Annotated in this window: 16 protein-coding genes; 6 read left to right on the top strand and 10 right to left on the bottom strand. The window is 25.7% G+C overall.

The window, feature by feature from the left end; translation table 11 throughout:
* The first annotated feature begins 155 nt into the window (after positions 1 to 155).
* Complete coding sequence (locus M2214_RS08060; protein WP_248484447.1) at positions 156 to 755, top strand: TetR/AcrR family transcriptional regulator; 600 nt, start codon at positions 156 to 158, stop codon at positions 753 to 755.
* Positions 756 to 1,085: 330 nt separating this feature from the next.
* On the opposite strand, the gene M2214_RS08055 is transcribed toward M2214_RS08060, so the two are convergent.
* The 3 genes from M2214_RS08055 to M2214_RS08045 form a co-directional block, all read right to left on the bottom strand.
* Positions 1,086 to 1,754 (bottom strand): LysR family transcriptional regulator substrate-binding protein, encoded by a 669-nt coding sequence (locus M2214_RS08055; protein WP_330651572.1) that lies wholly within the window; start codon positions 1,752 to 1,754, stop codon positions 1,086 to 1,088.
* Between the two features lie 276 nt (positions 1,755 to 2,030).
* Positions 2,031 to 2,837, bottom strand: a complete 807-nt coding sequence (locus M2214_RS08050) for a DUF4346 domain-containing protein (protein ID WP_256466728.1) — start codon at positions 2,835 to 2,837, stop codon at positions 2,031 to 2,033.
* A gap of 117 nt (positions 2,838 to 2,954) precedes the next feature.
* The gene (locus tag M2214_RS08045) at positions 2,955 to 3,161 is read right to left on the bottom strand and encodes a hypothetical protein (protein ID WP_248484445.1); all 207 of its coding nucleotides are present in this window, start codon (positions 3,159 to 3,161) and stop codon (positions 2,955 to 2,957) included.
* A 557-nt stretch (positions 3,162 to 3,718) separates the two neighbouring features.
* On the opposite strand from M2214_RS08045, the gene M2214_RS08040 reads away from it, so the two are divergent.
* Positions 3,719 to 4,363 (top strand): DUF3298 and DUF4163 domain-containing protein, encoded by a 645-nt coding sequence (locus tag M2214_RS08040; protein ID WP_248484443.1) that lies wholly within the window; start codon positions 3,719 to 3,721, stop codon positions 4,361 to 4,363.
* A gap of 373 nt (positions 4,364 to 4,736) precedes the next feature.
* Here the strand turns inward: M2214_RS08040 and M2214_RS08035 are convergent, their stop codons facing one another.
* A complete protein-coding gene (locus M2214_RS08035) occupies positions 4,737 to 4,889 on the bottom strand; it encodes a hypothetical protein (RefSeq protein ID WP_248484441.1) in 153 nt (50 codons plus the stop codon).
* Between the two features lie 185 nt (positions 4,890 to 5,074).
* A complete protein-coding gene (locus M2214_RS08030; RefSeq protein ID WP_248484440.1) occupies positions 5,075 to 6,142 on the bottom strand; it encodes a GerAB/ArcD/ProY family transporter in 1,068 nt (355 codons plus the stop codon).
* A 565-nt stretch (positions 6,143 to 6,707) separates the two neighbouring features.
* Here M2214_RS08030 and M2214_RS08025 point away from each other — a divergent pair.
* Together M2214_RS08025 and M2214_RS08020 are read left to right on the top strand one after the other, a co-directional pair.
* Positions 6,708 to 7,232, top strand: coding sequence for a 2'-5' RNA ligase family protein (locus M2214_RS08025; protein WP_248484438.1), 525 nt, complete (start codon positions 6,708 to 6,710; stop codon positions 7,230 to 7,232).
* Positions 7,233 to 7,701: 469 nt separating this feature from the next.
* A complete protein-coding gene (locus M2214_RS08020) occupies positions 7,702 to 9,081 on the top strand; it encodes a sodium:solute symporter family protein (RefSeq protein ID WP_248484436.1) in 1,380 nt (459 codons plus the stop codon).
* Between the two features lie 33 nt (positions 9,082 to 9,114).
* Here M2214_RS08020 and M2214_RS08015 read toward each other — a convergent pair whose 3' ends face one another.
* Positions 9,115 to 9,717 carry a TetR/AcrR family transcriptional regulator gene (locus tag M2214_RS08015; RefSeq protein ID WP_248484434.1) on the bottom strand — a complete coding sequence of 201 codons (603 nt, stop codon included), beginning with the start codon at positions 9,715 to 9,717 and terminating at the stop codon, positions 9,115 to 9,117.
* Positions 9,718 to 9,922: 205 nt separating this feature from the next.
* Between M2214_RS08015 and M2214_RS08010 the strand changes: the two genes are divergently transcribed.
* Complete coding sequence (locus tag M2214_RS08010; RefSeq protein WP_248484433.1) at positions 9,923 to 11,848, top strand: FUSC family protein; 1,926 nt, start codon at positions 9,923 to 9,925, stop codon at positions 11,846 to 11,848.
* A 678-nt stretch (positions 11,849 to 12,526) separates the two neighbouring features.
* Entirely contained in the window at positions 12,527 to 12,880 is a 354-nt protein-coding gene (locus tag M2214_RS08005) for a DUF1971 domain-containing protein (protein WP_248484432.1), read from the top strand.
* Between the two features lie 194 nt (positions 12,881 to 13,074).
* Here the strand turns inward: M2214_RS08005 and M2214_RS18410 are convergent, their stop codons facing one another.
* From M2214_RS18410 to M2214_RS07990, 4 genes are all read right to left on the bottom strand, one after another.
* Positions 13,075 to 13,194, bottom strand: a complete 120-nt coding sequence (locus M2214_RS18410; RefSeq protein WP_408648318.1) for an IS3 family transposase — start codon at positions 13,192 to 13,194, stop codon at positions 13,075 to 13,077.
* Between the two features lie 526 nt (positions 13,195 to 13,720).
* A complete protein-coding gene (locus M2214_RS08000) occupies positions 13,721 to 13,918 on the bottom strand; it encodes an alpha/beta-type small acid-soluble spore protein (RefSeq protein WP_248484407.1) in 198 nt (65 codons plus the stop codon).
* A gap of 940 nt (positions 13,919 to 14,858) precedes the next feature.
* Entirely contained in the window at positions 14,859 to 15,530 is a 672-nt protein-coding gene (locus M2214_RS07995; RefSeq protein WP_248484431.1) for a flavodoxin family protein, read from the bottom strand.
* 45 nt (positions 15,531 to 15,575) lie between these two features.
* The gene (locus M2214_RS07990) at positions 15,576 to 16,160 is read right to left on the bottom strand and encodes a helix-turn-helix domain-containing protein (protein ID WP_248484430.1); all 585 of its coding nucleotides are present in this window, start codon (positions 16,158 to 16,160) and stop codon (positions 15,576 to 15,578) included.
* Between the last annotated feature and the right edge of the window lie 30 nt (positions 16,161 to 16,190).

The following is a 16,190-nucleotide window of genomic DNA, read 5'->3' as shown; positions in this document are numbered from 1 at the left end:
TCAATTCTGTAGCTTGTTTATATAATAACTATTCGTTAGCTAATTGTCAATATTTTTTATTAAAAAATAAAAACCTTTTCATAAAACTTTACTAATATAAAATATTGTGTATAATTAAATTGTTATACATAGGATTGAAAGTAGGGGATTTTAAAATGAATGAAGGTAATTTAACTAAAAGGCAAGCTCAGGCTATAGAAACTAAAAAACAAATATTAGATACTTCAATGAAATTAATTTCGGAATATGGATATGATAATGTGAAAATAAATCAAATATGTAAAGAAGTTGGTATATCTGTAGGAGGGTTTTATCATCACTTTAAGTCTAAAGAAGATATAATAATAGAATTTTATAAAGAATTTGATATTGTACTTGAAGATTATGTTAATAATAATCTTAGTGAAGAATCTTATATAGATAAAATACTATCAATAATTTTATACCAAGTTAGTTATGCAAATAAAATGGGTATTGATATACTTAAACAAGTATATAAAGCACAACTTTATGATGGTAGGGAATTTTTCATATCTGAAGAAAGAAAATTGAATCAAATACTAAAAAATACTATAAAAATTGGACAAGATAATAATGAGATTACAAAAGAATTTACCGCATATCAAATAACAACCTATTTACTTAGATTGTCAAGAGGTATACTTTATGATTGGTGCATTCATAATGGAGGTTATGATCTATTAAATGAAACTTATATTTCTATAAATATGCTATTAAATTCCATGAAAAAATAAACTGCTCTTTAATATAAACTTTAGTGTGTATAAAAATTTCCATATAGCTATATCTCTGTTAAGAATTTTATTAATAAAGGTAAATCTTATTAAACTCCTTGTATAATATATTTAGGTTAGTAAAGGCAACCTATAATCCTTTATTAGCAGAAAAATTATACTTTATTAAATGTAATTAAAAAGAAGGTGACTCAAGTCGCCTTCCTTAATTAGCAGATAATTATTTTTTAATGTAAAAAGCATTCTTCTTGGGGTGTGCCCCATTAGTTGTGCAAGCATAACTTGTCCACTTTTTATACTTACAATTTATACTACAATCAGTTCTATCTATCATTCCCAATTGACAGAATCTTCTAATGTCATTTTTATTAATTCACTCATCGCTTGATGTATATTTTTATTTTTGTGGTACACCAGTTGAGTTGCAAACTTATCACAAAATTCTTTTACTTCTATTCCCTTAAGGCTTCCTTCACTTAGCTCGTTGTTAACTACATAGAAGGGTAAAAATGAAATTCCTAAACCATTAATTACACACTTTTTAGTAGCTTCTATGCTTGAAAATTCTAGTGGATTTACATGTTTTATTCTTTTCTTTTTTAAATAATTTTCAAAAGCTATTCTAAAACTACACCCTTTTTCACTGAATATAATACTTTCTCTTGCATCTTTACTTTTAAAATCTGAATATAAAAATTCTAAATCTGTATCTGGAGCACCGATAATAAACATACATTCATCTTTTAAATTTCTAACGACTAAATCCTCATCCATAACTTGAAGTTCAATGGTGAAAATAATATCTAACTCCCCATTTCTCAATTTACTTCTTAAATCACTACAGATTGAATTCTTCAAAATAATATTTACTTTAGGAAATCTTTTTTTATATTCCTTCAAAAGCTTTCCTAGCCTATATATAGATAACGATTCCCCTGCTCCAATAATTAAATCCCCAGACACACAATTCTTCTCTGACGTTATATTTTTCATTTCCATCCCAACAGTCTAAATGCAGTATTCTTTCGAATCAATTCATAGATAAATAATGAATTTGATTAAATATATAAAATACTATCAAAATTAAAAAATCATACATTCTACGTATCTAATTTACTGAGAATACTCCAAAATATTACTTTTGCGTAAATATACAATTCCTAAAAGTAAGTAGATCATCCAATTCTATTGGTTTACAATTTTACTCAATAATTATTGAATATATTACTTAATAAAGAACTGGTCATTTTTAGGGAAAATGACATATTAATAATATTAGGCCTTATCCTGAACATATTTAAAACCTAGCTTTATTGACATTTCAGCTCTTGTAAGTTCTTTACCTAGATAAGCGGCATGACTAAGTTCAGTAATCCAACCATTTTCTATAATACTCCAATAAATATTTCTTGCATCTTCACCTTTAATAATACGAAGTAGCTTATTATTATAACTGTAATGTTCCACTAAGATTGTGTTGTTATTTTCTTTAGGCACAATTACAAAATATCCTGCTTTATCTAATTTAACTTTATTAGGGTCCTTTTCTTCAACTTTTATTATTTCAATTGACGATGTTTTCAGTTTTTTATTATATAAAGAACATTTTCCCTCACAGCTATAACTAGACCTAGCTTGTTCACAAAGCTGTTGTATCTTCTCTAAAATTTTATTTAAATCTTCACATTCAATCATATCAATAATTTCTATTTGGTTCCTAAAAGCATTTACTTCTTCTTTTGTTGTATTTGATAAAATGGGTTTCTTTCCCTTGGAAGCAATAACTCTCATATTATTATCAATACCATTATTAAAAAGAGATACTAATGTATTTCCACTATAATGACCTTCAGAATCCTTACCACAAACTATTAAGTACTTTATTGAAGGCACAGCTAACACATTTTTTATAATTTTTTCAATTCCTATATTTTCTGTTTCTGTTTTGCCTACAATACTTAATCCCTTTGGTTTTAACTCTGATATCTTGTAAGCTAATTCTATATTTCCTAATGTAGATATTACTACAGGATAGCCTTGGTCTAATGATAGTACATGATACTCACCAACAGCAGGGAGTATATCTAAATCATGACTATTAACTAAATTGTTTTCTATGGAATGAATACTATTTAACTCACAAAAAGCTTCATCGAAAGCATTTGAAATATCTGCTGACCAGCAATGCTTGCATCCCAGTCAAGTATATTCAATAGACTCCATTTTTTGTATTGAATTTTCTAACTCGTTTAAGAACTCCAAAAAGTTATTATTCTTAATCTTTAAAATTTCATTTTTCATAGTTTTTAAAGTTTCTTTCATACATCCACACTTTCTGCACTTGAGAAGCTCCATAGCCATTTGTATATTTTCTTTAATACTTTTAATAGGATTGTTTTTTTCCATTTTCATTACACCCCCATAAAAAATTTTTATAATATAATAGTATACAATACTTCATCAATTGTTTGATATATCTGATAAACAAAATTAATCCAATAAAAACTCTACTTTTTTAATTAAGATATAATATCTCCAGTTACATACAACCTTTCTTTCAATAATACCAACGTCCATTAGAATTTTAAGATGATAAGAATGCTTTAATTGAGGCAAATCTAGTAATTATAGTATGAGTTTGGTCATAGATTAAAATGCCTAAGTAACCATATAATCTTAAACTCTTTATATATAATCAATAAATTCGGTTAAATATATTTATATATCTTTATCATAACAAAAACCGCTGTTATTTACGACACGGTTTACCTATATTTCCACTTTCAATTATAGATATTAGTTTTACTACAAAAACTAGTCCCAAATATCACCTAACTAATGATCTGACCTAAACACAATATATAACTAGCCTAAATTTTTAACTAGAGACATTAACAGCTTTATGGACCTTTTAATATTATATATTGTAGTATTATTATTTAGAATAAGTAGGTGTATATTATATGAACTATATACAGAATTTTGTTCAGATCATACCAAAAAAATTGGTTAAACCAGGCTACAAGGTGGTTATAGAGTACCCTCTCGTTATTGGTATGACAAATCAATCTGTTCAAAAGAAAATAAATGATTCGATACTATTTCTTGTGAACAAGCTTTATATTGATCAGGTCAATCAACTGGTTTTTATTCAAGGATATCCTCAGATACCAAAAATAGAAGTTACTGGATGGTTTGAAATTAAAACAAATGAAAGAGGGATTTTGAGTTTATCAATAGGCAATTACACAATAGCATACCCTTCTGCTCATGGTTTTACCATTATTAAATCATTAACATTTGATATCCAAACAGGGAAAATCTATCAATTATATGACTTGTTTAAACCCGAAAGCAACTATATGGAAATACTATCTAACATTATTTCTAATCAAATAAAGGATCGAGATATTCATCTAATCAATAAATTTAAAGGTATTAAAACTAGTAATCAAGACTACTATATCGCTGACAAAGCTTTAGTAATTTATTTTCAATTATATGAGTTAACGGCATATGTATATGGATTTCCTTATTTTCCAATCTCAGTATACGAAATACAAGATATCATCCAAGAGGATAGCCCCCTTTATAAAATGCTATCATAAACCGTTGAATTAAAGGATATTACCAGATAGTACTACCTGCACGAAAAAGTACTTTGTTAGTACTGTAAATTGCTAACTTGATTTTTACTATTTTAAACAACAAAAGACTTATTAAAATAAATTGAAACTTTCCATATGATAAAAAAGGGCAAATCTATTGTATAAATCGATATGCCCTTACTTAAGTTAAATTTATCAATAAATTATTTAGCTTAGTTTGAATTAATCATCATAAATTTTTCTCTTAATTACAGACTTACACATCATATCTACTAACTCATTTCATCGCATCAGAAGTACACTACTGTTTTAACCTAACATAATTGCGCCCATTATACTAATAGAACCTACCTTAATTCTACTTTATCTCCAACTATAATACTTGATGATTAGTATATTCCCAGTCATCAAGTATCTCAATATCGTTTATAATCACTCTATAACCCATAGAATCTAATTGATTGATAATTTTACTTAAAGAAATTATGTCTTTATAGTACGTTGTTAATTCCTTTATTGCACCCATTCATTAATCACACCTTTACTTTAGTGCATCAATATTTCTAAATGTAAAATGCATACTTGTCTATTTTTTTTATAAATCTATAATCTATATAAACTTCAAAAAAAAGAATAGATTTAAACTGTCTTTGATTTCACCATATATATTACGAATTAAAATTTTATTCATATATTTTTATTAATAGATGATTATTTCTTTTTAATCTCAGCAGTAGTCCATATAATAATAGGTAAAATTACTTGAAATAGAAAAGCATAGTATCCCCATATTTTAGCTATTTCTAAATACTCCATTGTACTATCAAAAAAAGAATAAGATTGATTGAGTATAAATAAAGCAACAGGTGTTACCAAAAACCTATAATTTTCACATTTACATATTTTAGCAAACCCTTTACAAGTAGCTAATAAGTATATGCTTAATTTAACAACACCTCCTAATATAAATACAATAGCTGCTACAGCTTCCATTCTTTGAAGAACATTTCCTATATCTACTCTTGAAACAGTAACATAGGATGGATAATATAAACTTTCAGCGTGATTTACTCCTAAAACTAAAACATTAGTTACTGAAGTTGCAAATATTATTACCCCTCCACATAATAACCCCGAAATATAAACTTTATATGGAGATTTTCGACTCTCAAAATTAGAAAAAATAAGCATAAGCATTGGTGCTAAAAATTGAATTGTCGTTATACTCAAAACACCTTCTACAATCGGTTTTATACCTCTGTATAGTGTAGGACGAATATTGTTAATATCCATTTTAGGAACTAATAATAATATCGTAACAAATATAAGTCCTACAATGGGAGTTAAAAAAATTTCTGATGTTCTTCCTATTACTTCAATTCCTGCTTTTACTGACCAAACGCATATAATCATAATAATTATCATTACAAAAATTTTAGGTGTTTCTGGAAGAGATACTACAATAATAAATTCACTAATAGTATATACGATTGCTGAAGATCCAAGTAAAAAGTGCAAAAAAAATAAAATACATATTCCCTTTCCAATATATTTTCCGAAACAGATTTCAAGAATATCGAATAAGTCATTACCTAAAAATATATGGTGAATACGAGCATATATAAGAATTATTAGCAGTGCAGTAAATAATGATAAAAGAATAGCTATCCATAAATCTTGTTTAGCAACTATTCCTGAGGTTAAAATTGTTTCAATTCCTATCATATTCATAATAATTACATGGATACATTGCTTATCTGAAATAACCTCTTTATTCACGATTTATTCCTCCAGGCTATAGTTTATTATCATTTAAATTAATATAATATTTGAATTAAAATATTATATAGTTTTCCCAAATTAATGAAATTTATCAAATAAGTCTCTAGGAATGCTAATCTAAATAACATACTACTAAAATGCTTATTAATATTCATTACAGCAGGGATATTTACTACCCCAGTTTTATATTGTTCTGAGAATTGTAATTACCCTTTTATGATTTTAAATATTTATAAAAGAACTAGATAAAAATCTATGTAGAAAAATATCTTAAGATACATACAAATAAATAGGTATGGTACTATAACAATTTTTAATGATATACAAAGAGAGTTTGATTATAATGGTAATTATGATGCTATAAAAAAGAAATAATTTCCTATAATAAATGATATAAAGTTAGATGTGTTAATGATTATAACAACTATAATTCTTAGCTCATATTATTATATTTTTGTATTTATTCTAAATTTGTTTTTTGACTATTATGATAATAATTTTTTTAGGATATACTACTTAATAGTATATAGAATATTTATTAAATTAATTTTGGAGGTATATTTTGAGATATGTAATTGTAAGTGTTGTAAAAGGTGATGCTGGTAATTTTAATAACAACTTAAGAAAAGAAGTTTTTGAAAAGTTTAAAGCTAGATCTTCAAAGCTTCCTGCTCATTTTACTATAAAAGCTCCTTTTGAAAGTGATGATATAAATGACTTAGAAAATATTTTAGATAATTTTTCTAAGTCTCATAATTCTAGTGAATATAAAATTAAAGGGTATGACCATTTTGATGATAGAGTTATATTTATGAAAGTTTTAATGAGTGATGAAGGTAAAACTATTCATGATAAATTAATTGATGATTTAAATAAAATTAATTATTTAGATTTCTCTAAAGAAGATGGTAAAGATAAAGTTTTTCATGTTACCATAAGTTCTAAAAAAATAAGAAATATATTTAATAAATTATGGAATTATGTTTCTTTAATACCTTGTAATTTTGATTGTCATTTTGATAATATTTGTATTTATAAATGGGTTGATAATACTTGGGTATTACATAAAGAGTATTTATTAGATTAGTTTTTAGAATAATAAATAGTTAAAATATATAAAAAAAGTAAGTAGTTTAACCTTAAGCTACTTACTTTTTTTAAGAGAAGGTAAGACCTCCTCTTAAAAGTTTCAATATCAAAATATATTATTTTAATTCAGTATTTTGTTCTAATGCATACATCGGTCTAACTATTTTGTTGTAAGTTAAATATGAGAATGTAGTATTACTGTAAGCATAAGAATCTACTGTGATGATTTTCTGAGATCTATTTTGGAAAAATCCCCGGAACAGAACAAACAATTTTTTCTGCAATGAACATGGCACTGTTCCCATTCAAATTCCAAGCAGTAAACATTTCATCAGAATTTACTTCTAGTTATTTCATCTATTTATGATAATTATACTTTTAATTTTTTATTTAAGGTGTATAATTAAACCATAAAATGATTTGGTGTATTTTTACATAAAATATTGTTAGTATAGGGAGATGAGACAATGCTCTTAATAATCAGTGCCATTGTTACGTTAATTATTACGGCAATAGCTGGGTATTTAGGCAAAATTAAGGTTAAGAATTCAAAAGATTTCATTGCAGCAGGAAACAAATTAGGAGTAGTCGGTGTTACCAGCATGCTTATGGGTTCTATAATTGGAGGTGCATCTACCGTTGGTACTGCACAGATGGCATATAAACGTGGTTTTGCTGCTATATGGTTTATTATAGGACTTTCAGCCGCAAGTATATTATTAGGGTTAATTTACTCCAAGCAGTTAGATAAAAAAAACAATGAAACAATACCTCAGATTATTGGCAATACTTATGGTAAAAATACAAGAACTGTCTCAAGCATTTTATTATCATTGGGCATGTTCATACATATAAATGGTCAAATAATTGCTTGTATGGCGTTGTTTAGTACGGTTTTTGGAATTGATACCATAAAAACTGCATTTATAGTTGTTACTCTCCTTGTTATATATGTAGTTTTTGGAGGATTTTGGGGTGGCACTATGGTTGGTGCTGTTAAAACTGTACTTTTATACAGTACAACTATAATTTGCGGAGCTATTCTTATATTTAAATTCAATGGAATTAATGAAATAAAAACATTTTTTCCACATGAGCCATGGTTTAATTTGTTCAGCGGTGGTATATTTTCAGATTTAGGATCAGCAATTTCAACAATTGTAGGAGTGCTATCAACTCAAACATATTTTCAATCAATTATGTCTGGTAAAAATAGTACTGTTTCTAAATTGAGTTCTTACTTAGTAGCTTTTTTAGTATTTCCAATAGGCATTATTTGTACATTGATAGGTATGTATATGAAAATTCATTATCCTAATATTACTCCAAGCGAGGCATTCCCTTTATTTTTAATAAATTACTTAAACCCTGTGTTGGGTGGGGTTTCTATATCCACAGTACTTATTTCATCAATAGCTACAGGTGCTGGTCTTACATTAGGTGTATCAACTATGTTTACTCGTGATATATATAAAGAACTAATTAATAAAAATGCTAGTGACAAAAAACAGATTTTTGTTTTACAAATAGTAATAATATTAATAGGATTATTAACTTTTCTTATAGTAATACACAATGATGATTCAATGATACTTGACTGGGGATTTATTTCTATGGTGTTTAGGGCAGCACCAATATTTGTTCCTGTTACTGCAGCAATATTTTTTGAAGATAAGATAAATCATAAAGTAGGATTATATTCCGTAATAGTCGGACCATTTGCTGCTACAGTGTGGATTTTATTAGGATTTGAAAAGCTTAGTTCAATTTATATAGCATTAGCTTCAAGTTTAATAGTACTCTTTTTATCTTTAAGAAAATCAAAAGAAAATCTCTTAAATTCTTAATTTGAGGGATTTTCTTTTATTGTATTTTAAAATCTAGAACATATAATCATGTATTAGACATACTATCTCATCTATAAATTTTACCTTATCATCTTGATTTTCTATTTTTGATATTAAAATATAATTTGCATCTATGGTTGTCATTATTATTTCGCATTTTATATCTAGATTTTCTATATTTTCTTTACTATTAATTTTATTAAAAAGATCCATCATTAACTTTTTTATATATTGTTTATTTTTGTCATTATATTTTCCTATTTCTTTATATTCTTTTTTTATTGTTTCTATATCTTTATAAATAAAAGCCAACTCAGATAAGAGTTTTATATTTTCAATAAAAAAACTTTTTAATACTTTTCTTTTATCATTTTCTTTAGATAGTTTATCCAAAAATTTTTCTGTTTTTAGATATCTTTTATGAGATATTCTATTTAATATTTCTAAAAAAATATCACTTTTATCTTTAAAGTAATTATAAAATAATCCTGTTGATACTCCTGCTTTTTTCGCAATTTCCTTTGAATTTGTATTATAAAACCCTTTTTCATTAAATAACTCAAAAGCTGCATTTATAAGACATTCTTTTTTTTCTATAGCCCTTTTTTGTTTAGGCTCTCTTATGTTTTGTTGCATACAATCACCTATTTCCATACATTCTTATAATAATTATATATGTAACTAAGACATTAATCAATAAATATGAAATAAAGTTCAGTTTTCGTTGACTTTTTTTAATTAAAACATTAAAATATAATATGAAATAAAGTTCAGTTTTTAAGAAAACTATTTATTAATGGAAAATTTTTGATGAAAAATAATTGTAAAGGCGTGACTTGGTATGAAAAGTAATACAAAAAATAACGCAACTTTAATTAGGTTGAAAATGTTTTTAATAGCTTTAGTAGCTATTTTTATATTTTGCATATTTGGAAGCAATAACTTGATAGTTGGAGTAATGGCAGTTACTACAGCGTCAACTATGTTTGGAGAAGATTATACTGCTGATATAGCAACTACTACTATACTGCTCGCTATATTAGAAGTTCTTATAGGAGTTTTTGCATATATGGCAGGTGTAAATCCCTTTTTAGGATTAGCTTGTACATTTTTTATAAGTTTTATTATTTACTATTTATTCAGTTATGATGCTAAACCATCAAAAAGTCTTGGATTTATGCTAACATATTTAATGCTATTATATTTTCCAGTTCCATTGAATAATATGCCTTTAAGGTTAATCGCTCTTGCATTCTCAGGAATAGTGATAATGCTATTATATTGCACTTTATCTAAATACAACTTTAATGCTGTTGTCAATAAAGAAATTATCAATATTATAGATTTAATAAAAGAAGAGATAGATTTAATTTTAACCAATGAAACAATAAATGATAGAAATAAATACGTAAACATTAGATTGAAAAATATAGAACTCAAAATATATGAAAGAATGGAGAGTTCTAAAAATGATTTAGAAAGTGTTTATATAAAAGATATAATAATAGTTTTATTAAAGAAAATCACTACAATTCTCACTATGGCAAAACGAAAAGAAAGTAATATAGTTATACTTGAAAATATAGCAAAACTACTTGGAGATATAAAGTTATATATATTAAATGAAGATAGTTTAGAAAAGTTAAAAAATAACTTAAAAAATTATTACAATACTCTAGATACAGATAAAATAGCAAATAATATAGACACATATAATTACTATAATTTAAAATCTTCAATAGAGGAAATTTATAAATCCATAGAAGATATGGATGATATTAAATCTCTTTATATAAATGAAAGAATTAAATTATTAAAATTAATTAAAGAAATTTTATATGGATTAAAAAATAATATTAAAATGACTTCATTAAGATTTAATATAGCAATAAAAGCATCCATATTAATTTCTTTATCTGTTTTTATAGTGAACTATTTTCATATATATCGAGGACAATGGGTTGTATATACAATAGCAATATTGCTATTCCCAAATGCTGAATTTAACAAGAAAAGAGCTAAGGATAGGGTAATAGGTACTATTATAGGATGTATTTTATTTAGTATAATAAACTTGATTATAAATGGTAATGTAGTTTTGATGATAATTTTACTGATTATATCTGCATATCATGCAGCATTTGTAGTACCTTATAATATAAGATCTATCTTCATAACATTTAATGCTTTATTAGGTGTTGGAATAATGTATCCTAACAATATAGGTTTTTTATTACCTGAATATAGAATACTATTCACTTTAATAGGTGCAATTGTCACAGCAATAATAATGAGTATTTTCTTTCCTTTTAAGTTAAAAGATGATACCAAAAATACTATAATAGACTATATAGATTTAAATCAAAGCATTTTAAATGAATTAGAGAAAGATAATATAAATAAAAATAAGTTAGAGATTATGCTACTTACTGATAACTATTTTTGGAGAAGAATCAATTATAATAATAAAGAATTAAAATGCAATTATATTGAAAGTCTATTAAGTGAACAAAATAATTTTATTACTGATATAAGCTTTCTATTAAAGGCAAGTAATTATCTAGATAATTACTCTACTTTCGTAAACTCAATAGCTAAGATTTTTAATACAAATATTAATGCCCAAAATTTTGATGAAAAAGCAAAAGAAACCTTTAATTCATTAAATAGTGATACGGAGAAATTAATAGTAATAAACATGTATAAAATCTATTCAGATGTTAAAAACATAAATTTATTAGGTCAGAAAATTATTGATACTTTATAGAAATACTTTTTTAATGCTGATTGTATATAGTTATTGCATGATTATTTTTAAAGACGTAACAAGGGCTTACTTTATCATAGTAAGCCCTATTTTATTAAGTATATATAGCTAGCTATAGTTGCATTAATATAGCCTTCAAGTATTATAATCCTATTACTGAAAAAGTCTATTTCATTTATTATACGATTCACCTCTATTAATTCTAAATACTTATTTATTAATGCTATATATATTTCAATATACTTATATACTTTAATAACTAATATAAAAAAGAAGGGACTATAAGTCTCCTCCATAAATAAGCAGATAGTTATTTTCAAAATATAAAATGTATTTTTATTGAGTTATGTCTCATTAATTGTAGAAGCATGAATTGTCCATTTTTTAGCATTTATATTAATTTAATTTTATTTTTAGAAGCAAAATCTACTATTTTATATTAATCATTCTTTGTATCTTTTAGCTATATTAGCATTATAAAAAAACTCATTGAAATATTCATCAATATTGACATAAAAAATTCAAATATCCATTTTTCATATTTTCTATATAATTACAAAATCTTATTACACTATATTATTTACACTATATTATTGCTGTATAAAAACATTTACTTAGATACATAATAAAAAAGTAGTTAGTATAAATTATCTATAATTCAGTTTGGGAGGAACAACGATGAGATATCAAGATAAAAAGTTACCATATGGAGCTATAAAAGTCAGTGAAACACCTTTGATGAATGAGAATACAGTTTTACCTGGAATTTTAAATAAGCACATGTCTCCAAAAGAAAAGTATGGTTATATAGTTGTAGAAAAAGGAAGTTTACAATTCGTTTGGGAAGATAATTTAGAAGATGTAATAATGTGTGATAAGGAACATCCAATTGTTATTACACCTGAAAGATATCATCACGTAATAATTACTGGTGAAGTAGCGTTCAAGATTGAATTTTATAAAGTTGAAAATACTAAAATAGATATATCAGATGAGGAAGCTTCTAGGCCTGGAGAAAAATTTATCCAATAATAAGTATGATGGTTTCAGTTTAATAAAATGAATTTATTATATATAGAATCCCAGATGTCTAATATTCAGAAACACATTTACAAAACATCACATTTGTTTATGATACTGTTCATAGTTATTTTTCCTAAATATATATAAATAAAAATCACGGCATTAACTAGTCTAAACCCCTAAGTTGTGATTCAGAAAAACACCTACTCTGTATAAAATTGCTCTCGATATTTAATCGGGAGCAATTTATTTAGTTTTAATTGTATCCTATTGTTGTTATAATACTTCACCAGATTACCTAGCAAGATTTTCTGTTTCTTCATCAATATTATGAGTATTTGATGTTAGTAAAATATCTATATTTCTTATAAATAATAAGTACATTTATATCTCATACGCAGGTAATTATTTTTGAAATTCATATCGAATTCTTATTGGGGAATGCCCCATTAATGCTACAAGCACAACTTGTCCATTTTTTCTAATAAATAAAAGCCCTGTAATTCTAAGCATTCTCATCCCAAAATTACATAACTTTTCAACTTTTTAAATAATTTACAACCCTTTTATATTTATGTGTATTATGAATGCTTTAAGCCTAAAACTTTTTAATATTTGATACAGTTTATTCTACAACATGTTGTCATACATTTCCTTTACCAGCTAACCCTAAATATTTCTTTAATTTATAAAAAGAACTGAATTCTTCCCCTTTATGTAAGAAGATATATTATTAGCATAATATGTGCTGATAATTAAGATTCTGATATACTGTAAATCAAATATAAAGTAAAAGCCATGGCTCCAGATATTAATCTTTAGCCATGGCTTTTACTTTATATAAATATACTATTTTCCACTCATTTGCTTTTCTGCCATTTCAACTAACTTTTTAGTCATATATCCACCAACATAACCATTTTGTCTAGCAGTCAAGTTTCCTTTATCTACATTGTTATAATTAGATAAACCTAATTCATTAGCTGTCTCAAGTTTCATTTGATTAAGTGCAGCTCTTGCTTCAGTAACAACTTTCTTATTTGCCATGATTACCCCTCCTATATGTCTAATTTGTAGTTATTAGATTTATTATATGCGATAATATCAGTTTTATTCTGTTAATATATGTAAATGAATTTATCAGTTATAGTTTAAGAGCCTTTGTCTTTTTCATCATAAAATCTAGGTTATTTAATATTGATACATACATTGATGCAAGCTTGTAATATCCACATTTATCACTTACCACAAGAGCTTTTCCTTTAAGACCTTGAATTAATTTAATAAATATATAGTATAGAGCTTACATTAGTTATGTATTATTTATTATGATCATTGAACTCATTCGGCACTTAAGTCCCCCAGCCCAATTGGAAAATGTATTCTTCTCTCCATCACTTGTTATATTTCCTTGTTCCTACATTAAATTAGAAGAGTAACCATATTTATCTATAATTTTTTTCTAAATTTCTAAATAAATAACCTATCGTTTATCATATACTATTTTACATTAACTACTCTGATATTTAATATAAAAAATCATTGCAACATAGGAAGTTTTTGTGTTCTAGGTAATTCTATATCTATATATACATTTATAAATAATGCTAATATGCAAAAAAGAGAACGCTTTAACATCCTCTTTTATTATTAATACGCAGGTAATTATTTTTCAAATCTACCGTGTATTCTTCTTGGGGTGTGCCCCATTAGTTGTACAATCACAACTTGTCCATTTTTTCTAATAATTCTACGCTCAAATCAATTTCCTATATTTCACCACAAACAAGATCCATGGCAAAATTCATAGCATAATTCAACAAATATGGGTAATGGGAAGTTATATTATGCTCAAGTTTTTATTAATTTATATATACTGTATGGGACTCTAAAAAAACTTTATTTATGATATAGTTCAGCGTAATGCTGTAACTGCGGTTTTTTATACGAGTGATATGCATATCCCCTTGCTCCTTTATGATTATTTTTACATTCCTAATAATTTTATATATTCATCTAGTGAAACTAAATCCTTTTCTAAATTCACTCTTGTATCATATGAAATTTTATTTTTCGTTACAATTTCATACCCTGATTGCTTTACATATTTTAAATAGTCATTTACAATTATCTTAATTTTTTCATCCTTATTTTTAAGTAATTTCCCGCAATTTCTATAAATTTCCAAAATCGGATTGCAATACTTAAATATCTCTTTCATAGTATTAAAGTTATTATCTCCAGGAAAACCACTATTAGATATAACAATAAATTGTTGAGTTTTGGGTATACTATCCTCTAGATTAAAGTTTCCATTTTGTTGCATTAAAATTGGACTTTTTAAAGATACAAGTCTATCCACAAAATTCTTCATTGCTGCTGTCATATTCCAAGTATATACAGGAGTTGCAAAACATACTATATCTGAATCTTTATACTTATTTAATAGTTGTTCCATATCATCATTAAATACACATTTTCCAGGCATCTTAAACCAACAATAAAAACATCCTTTACAATGTTCAATATTTTTTTCAATCAAAAATATATTTTGTGTTTCAGCTCCCCCAAGTCTTGCTCCCTCTAAAAATGCTTCAACAATAACATTTGTATTGCTTTGTCCTGCACTAGGGCTACCGTTAAATACTATTATTTTCATATACTCAACCCTTCCATTAGATGTATTTTAATCAAATTTATTATCTTATATTGTTTGATAGAATAACCCATCGTTTATGCAGTAGAAATATAATCTGCCATGACCTTGTTTACGGAATCTAAATTCCATATTCCATTCAGGATATTGCTTTACAATAAGAGCTCTATCCCCTCTAACATAAGCTATAAAAGAAATGTAATGTTCCTTTTTCATATCATGTTTAGAAGTTACATATAATTCATCTTCTACAGGCTCTATTTCAAGCATATGTTCATTATCTGCTTTTTTTACTTCTAATGGTTCTAGCTTTTTTGAGCAACATAATATAGTTGCGTCTCCTGTAGCTGTCATTAGATTATTACATTGTTGACATACATAAAACTTTAATTTATTCATATTTCCTCCTATTAATTCATTTAAATTTATTTCACCTGATAAAATTCCATCAACACTTACCTCTAGTATATGTGCTAGTTCTGGAAGTAAAGAAATATCAGGACATCCTTGTCCTCGTTCCCATTTGCTTATTGTTTTATCACTTATGTTCATAGCATCTGCAATTTGTTTTTGTGTCATATTTTTTTCTTTTCTCAATTGATATATTAATTTACCAATTTTCTTACAATCCATTGATATCACCTCTTATATTAATTTAAACTA

Origin of the sequence: Tepidibacter aestuarii (assembly GCF_934924865.1) — a bacterium.
Lineage (GTDB): Bacteria > Bacillota > Clostridia > Peptostreptococcales > Peptostreptococcaceae > Tepidibacter_A > Tepidibacter_A aestuarii.
This window is presented reverse-complemented; position numbering and strand designations above follow the sequence as displayed.

Bases quoted from the DNA above. Each gene is read 5' to 3' on its own strand.
- M2214_RS07990 (WP_248484430.1), bottom strand. From the start codon at position 16,160: ATGGATTGTAAGAAAATTGGTAAATTAATATATCAATTGAGAAAAGAA.
- M2214_RS18410 (WP_408648318.1), bottom strand. From the start codon at position 13,194: ATGAAGAAACAGAAAATCTTGCTAGGTAATCTGGTGAAGTATTATAAC.
- M2214_RS08000 (WP_248484407.1), bottom strand. From the start codon at position 13,918: ATGGCAAATAAGAAAGTTGTTACTGAAGCAAGAGCTGCACTTAATCAA.
- M2214_RS08010 (WP_248484433.1), top strand. From the start codon at position 9,923: ATGAAAAGTAATACAAAAAATAACGCAACTTTAATTAGGTTGAAAATG.
- M2214_RS08035 (WP_248484441.1), bottom strand. From the start codon at position 4,889: ATGGGTGCAATAAAGGAATTAACAACGTACTATAAAGACATAATTTCT.
- M2214_RS08005 (WP_248484432.1), top strand. From the start codon at position 12,527: ATGAGATATCAAGATAAAAAGTTACCATATGGAGCTATAAAAGTCAGT.
- M2214_RS08015 (WP_248484434.1), bottom strand. From the start codon at position 9,717: ATGCAACAAAACATAAGAGAGCCTAAACAAAAAAGGGCTATAGAAAAA.
- M2214_RS08060 (WP_248484447.1), top strand. From the start codon at position 156: ATGAATGAAGGTAATTTAACTAAAAGGCAAGCTCAGGCTATAGAAACT.
- M2214_RS08040 (WP_248484443.1), top strand. From the start codon at position 3,719: ATGAACTATATACAGAATTTTGTTCAGATCATACCAAAAAAATTGGTT.
- M2214_RS07995 (WP_248484431.1), bottom strand. From the start codon at position 15,530: ATGAAAATAATAGTATTTAACGGTAGCCCTAGTGCAGGACAAAGCAAT.
- M2214_RS08020 (WP_248484436.1), top strand. From the start codon at position 7,702: ATGCTCTTAATAATCAGTGCCATTGTTACGTTAATTATTACGGCAATA.
- M2214_RS08055 (WP_330651572.1), bottom strand. From the start codon at position 1,754: ATGGAAATGAAAAATATAACGTCAGAGAAGAATTGTGTGTCTGGGGAT.
- M2214_RS08045 (WP_248484445.1), bottom strand. From the start codon at position 3,161: ATGGAAAAAAACAATCCTATTAAAAGTATTAAAGAAAATATACAAATG.